Annotated in this window: 5 protein-coding genes; 4 read left to right on the forward strand and 1 reads right to left on the reverse strand. The window is 69.3% G+C overall.

Annotation, left to right across the window (positions count from 1 at the left end):
- From VFF46_RS19735 to VFF46_RS19750, 4 genes are all read left to right on the forward strand, one after another.
- Positions 1–565, forward strand: a 565-nt coding sequence (locus tag VFF46_RS19735; RefSeq protein ID WP_325038629.1) for an acetyl-CoA carboxylase biotin carboxyl carrier protein subunit, incomplete at its 5' end; no start/stop codon positions are given.
- On the forward strand, positions 562–1,719 hold the full coding sequence (locus tag VFF46_RS19740) for an acyl-CoA dehydrogenase family protein (protein WP_325038630.1): 1,158 nt from the start codon (positions 562–564) through the stop codon (positions 1,717–1,719). The genes VFF46_RS19735 and VFF46_RS19740, both read left to right, overlap by 4 nt.
- 13 nt (positions 1,720–1,732) lie before the next feature.
- Positions 1,733–3,277, forward strand: a complete 1,545-nt coding sequence (locus VFF46_RS19745) for an AMP-binding protein (protein WP_325038631.1) — start codon at positions 1,733–1,735, stop codon at positions 3,275–3,277.
- Positions 3,270–3,881, forward strand: a complete 612-nt coding sequence (locus VFF46_RS19750) for a TetR/AcrR family transcriptional regulator (RefSeq protein ID WP_325038632.1) — start codon at positions 3,270–3,272, stop codon at positions 3,879–3,881. The genes VFF46_RS19745 and VFF46_RS19750 overlap by 8 nt, the downstream gene beginning before the upstream one ends.
- Here the strand turns inward: VFF46_RS19750 and VFF46_RS19755 are convergent.
- Positions 3,854–3,994, reverse strand: a complete 141-nt coding sequence (locus VFF46_RS19755; RefSeq protein ID WP_325038633.1) for a helix-turn-helix domain-containing protein — start codon at positions 3,992–3,994, stop codon at positions 3,854–3,856. The genes VFF46_RS19750 and VFF46_RS19755 overlap by 28 nt on opposite strands.
- Between the last annotated feature and the right edge of the window lie 569 nt (positions 3,995–4,563).

Consider the following 4,563-nt stretch of genomic DNA (forward strand, 5'->3'; position numbering starts at 1 on the left):
GTCGGCGTTGGCTGCTGCGCTGGCGGACGCGGCGGGGCGGCGTACTCCCGTGCAAGTTCCCAGCGGGTGGCGCAACCTTCCTTCGCAGCCACAGACGAAGAGCTATCGCGTCGGGGGTGCGGTGCACGAGATCTCATACCGTCTCACCCGAGACGGATTGGTTGCCGATGACAACATCACTCTCGTCAGCAGCACCCCGCATCAGGTGGTGCTCGAGGTCGATGGTCTCCGCAGGGTGTTCAGGGTGGCGGCGTACGACAGGCTCGTGTGTGTGGACTCGGGGTTGGGGAGTGTCGCGTTGACGCCCGTCGAGCGGTTCGTGGATCCCGCGGAGCAGGTGGCTGCTGGATCGTTGGTGGCGCCTATGCCGGGGACTGTGGTCCGGGTGGGTGTGCAGGTTGGGGACGTGGTGACGCAGGGGCAGCCGTTGTTGTGGTTGGAGGCGATGAAGATGGAGCACACGATCGCCGCGCCGGTCGACGGGATCGTCGGTGAGCTGAAGGTGGCGGCCGGACAACAGGTCGAGGTCGGCGCCGTACTGGCCGTGGTTGGGGAGGACGCATGAGTTTCGTCGAGTCGGAAGAGCGCCGTGAGCTGCGGAAGGTGGTCGGCGAGCTCGGCAAGAAGTACGGGTACGAGTGGTTCAACCGGCAGGCCCGCTCCGGCGGGAACACCGCCGAGCTGTGGCTGGAGGCCGGCAAGCTCGGGTTCCTCGGGGTGAACCTGCCCGAGCGGTACGGCGGCGGAGGCGGCGGGATGGCCGACCTGTCGATCGTGCTGGAGGAACTCGGCGCGGCCGGCTGTCCGCTGCTGATGATGGTGGTCTCGCCGTCGATCTGCGGCACGGTGATCTCGCGGTTCGGCACCGACGACCAGAAGCAGCGCTGGCTGCCGGGCCTCGCCGACGGTACGACGATCATGGCGTTCGCGATCACCGAACCCGACGCCGGCTCGAACTCGCACCAGATCACCACTACCGCCCGCCGGACCGCCGACGGCTGGTCGCTGACCGGGCGCAAGGTCTTCATCTCCGGCCTCGACGTCGCGAAGGCGGTCCTGGTCGTCGGCCGGACCGAGGACGCTCGTACGGGCAAGCTCAAGCCGGCGTTGTTCATCGTCCCGATCGACGCGCCGGGCGTGGAGTTCCGGCAGATCGAGATGGACCTGATCAGCCCGGACAAGCAGTACGCCCTGTTCCTGGACGACGTCCAACTCCCGCGCGAGGCGCTCGTGGGGTCCGAGGACGCGGCGCTGATGCAGCTGTTCGCGGGGCTCAACCCGGAGCGGATCATGGCCTCGGCGTTCGCGATCGGGATCGCGCGGCACGCGCTCGGCAAGGCGACGGCGTACGTCAAGGAACGTCAGGTCTGGAAGGCGCCGATCGGCGCGCACCAGGGGCTCGCGCATCCGCTCGCCCAGATCAAGATCGAGCTCGAGCTGGCCCGGCTGATGATGCAGAAGGCCGCGGCGCTGTACGACGCCGGGGAGGACCTCGCCGCCGGTGAGGCCGCGAACATGGCGAAGTACGCCGCGGGCGAGGTCGCCGTACGCGCGACCGACCAGGCCGTGCAGTCCCTCGGCGGGAACGGTATGACGGTCGAGTACGGCGTCGCCTCGCTGGTCGCGGCCGCCCGCGCGACCCGGATCGCGCCGGTCAGCCGGGAGATGATCCTGAACTTCGTCGCACAACACAGCCTCGGACTGCCGAAGTCGTACTAGAAGGAGTGGGGCAATGATCATCACCAGTCAGTTCCCGCCCGTCGAGGTGCTCGACGTACCGATCCACGACGCCGTTCTCGGCAGAGCCCAGGAGTACGGCGACCGGCCCGCGATGGTCGACGGTGTCACCGGCAAGGAGCTCAGCTACGCCCAGCTGGACCACCTGACCCGCCGGGTCGCGGCCGGCCTGGCCGAGCTCGGCATCCGGCACGGCGACGTGATCGCGCTCTACAGCCCGAACTCGATCCTGTACCCGGTGGTGTTCTACGGCGCCACCCGGGCCGGCGCGACCGTGACCACGGTGAACGCGCTCTACACCGCGGACGAGCTGCACAAGCAGTTGATCGACTCGAAGGCGAAGTTGCTGGTGACGATTTCGCTGTTCCTGCCGGCCGCGACCGCGGCGGTCGAGGGTACCGGGGTCGAGCAGATCTTCGTCTGCGACCAGGCCGAGGGGTACCGCTCGATCCAGGAGCTGTTCGCGTCCACCGGTCCGGAGCCGGAGGTGTCGATCGACCCGGCCGTGGACGTCGCGGTGCTGCCCTACTCCAGCGGGACCACCGGCGCCGCCAAGGGCGTGATGCTGACGCACCGGAACATCGCGACGAACATCTCGCAGGCCGAGGTGATGATCACGCTCGGCGACGAGGAGCGGATCATCGCGATCCTGCCGTTCTTCCACATCTACGGGCTGTCGGTGTTGATGAACCTCCCGCTGCGGCTCGGCGCGACGGTCGTCGTCCTGCCCAAGTTCGAGCTGCAGCAGTTCCTGACCACGCTGGACGAGCAGCGGATCACCCGCGCCTTCGTGGCGCCGCCCGTCGTACTGGCGCTCGCGAAGCACCCGGCGGTGGATGGGGTAGACCTGTCCGCGTTGAAGTACGTGACCTCGGCGGCTGCTCCGCTCGACGGTGAGCTGGCCGAGGCGTGCGCGAAGCGGCTCGGGTTGCACGCGGTGCTGCAGGCGTACGGGATGACCGAGTTGTCACCCGGTACGCACGCCGTACCGCAGGACGACCCGGAGCCGCCGCCGGGCGCGGTCGGCAAGCTGTTCCCGTCCACCGAGATGCGGCTGGTCGGTGCCGACGGCAACGATACGGACGAGGGCGAGATCTGGATCCGCGGCCCGCAGGTGATGAAGGGGTACCTCGGGCGTCCGGCCGACACGGACGCCACCGTCGACGCGGACGGCTGGCTGCACACCGGCGACATCGGACGGGTCGACGCGCGCGGCTACCTGTACGTCGTGGACCGGGTGAAGGAGCTGATCAAGTACCACGGGTACCAGGTGCCGCCCGCGGAGCTGGAGGCGGTCCTGCTCACCGACGACCGGATCGCGGACGCGGCGGTGATCGGCGTCGACGCGGACGGGGTCGAGGTACCGAAGGCGTTCGTGGTGCCGATGCCCGGGGTCTCGCTGACCGCCGAGGACGTGATGGCGTACGTCGCCGCGCGGGTGGCGCCGTACAAGAAGGTCCGGCAGGTCGAGTTCATCGACGCGGTACCGAAGGCGGCGTCCGGGAAGATCCTCCGCCGGGAGCTGCGGGCCCGTGAGTGAGGTCCTGAAGGCGCCGCAGCAGGACCGTTCGCGGGCGACCCGGCAGCGGCTGCTCGAGGCCGCGGTCGAGTCGCTCGCCGAGGTCGGATACGCCGCGACCACCGTGAGCGTGGTGGCGACCCGGGCGGGGGTGTCGCGGGGCGCGGCGCAGCACCACTTCCCGACCCGGGCGGACCTGTTCGCGGCGGCGGTCGAGTACATGACCGAGGTACGGCTGGCCGAGATCCGGGCACAGGCGTCCGCGCTGCCGAGCGGCGCCGGGCGGACCGAGGCGATCGTCGGGATGCTGGCGGACGTGTACACCGGGCCGCTGTTCCGGGCCGCGTTGCATCTGTGGGTGGCGGCGTCGACCGAGGAGGCGCTGCGCGCTCAGATCGTGCGGCTGGAGGCGCATGTGGGGCGGCAGGCGCACCGGGCGTTGCTCGAAGTGCTGGACGTGAACGAACGCACGCCCGGGGTTCGCGAGACCGTGCAAGGGGTGCTGGACATGGCGCGCGGGCTCGGGCTCGCCGACCTGCTGACCGACGACAGCACCCGGCGGCGCGGGATCGTCCGCCAGTGGAGCAAGATCCTGGATCAGGCCCTCCGCGAACCCGGCGTGTGACCGAAGGCTCTCCGGAAGGTGTCGATGAACGCACTCGTCGAGGCCCATCCACAGGCATGCGCCACCCGCGTGACGGACTCCCCTACGGCCAGCCGAATCAACGCCTGCTGCAACCGCAGCTGAGTCCGCCACTACGGAAACGTCATCCCCAGTTCGTTCTTGCACAGCCGGCTCAAGGTCCGCTCACTGGCCCCCACCTCCCGCCCCAGCTCCACCAAGCTCCGGGAATCGGAAGGATCATCCGCCAGCAAGTCACACACTGCCGCCAGCCGCGCATCACCCGCGGCGGGTAGATAGGTGGGCCGCTGATCCGAGCGCCGCAACTGATCCAGCAAGACCCCACGCAACCGCAGCCGCTCGGCGTCCTGCCCCTCCTCAGCTACGCCCTTACCGAACCGGCTCTCCGACCAGCGGCCTCCGGAGCGTAACGGTCCGTGAGCTCACCGTGTCCGCCGTCCGGCAGCCGATCTGCGAGTGGGGAATGGCTGCGGCCTCACATACATTGATCTGCAATATGACTACTGAGCGGATCGACCGGACGAGTGTGGGGCTTCGGTCGGAACGGGGCCCGATCCTGCTCGCGGTGATGCTGAGCGTCGGGCTGGTCGCGATCGACGCGACGATCCTGGCCACCGCCGTACCGTCCGTGGTCAAGGACCTCGGCGGCTTCACCCAGTTCCCC

This window comes from Kribbella sp., from assembly GCF_035655035.1.
Taxonomy (GTDB): Bacteria; Actinomycetota; Actinomycetes; order Propionibacteriales; family Kribbellaceae; genus Kribbella.

Excerpts from the sequence above, each read along its gene's own strand:
- VFF46_RS19740 (WP_325038630.1), top strand. The coding sequence starts at position 562 with ATGAGTTTCGTCGAGTCGGAAGAGCGCCGTGAGCTGCGGAAGGTGGTC.
- VFF46_RS19745 (WP_325038631.1), top strand. The coding sequence starts at position 1,733 with ATGATCATCACCAGTCAGTTCCCGCCCGTCGAGGTGCTCGACGTACCG.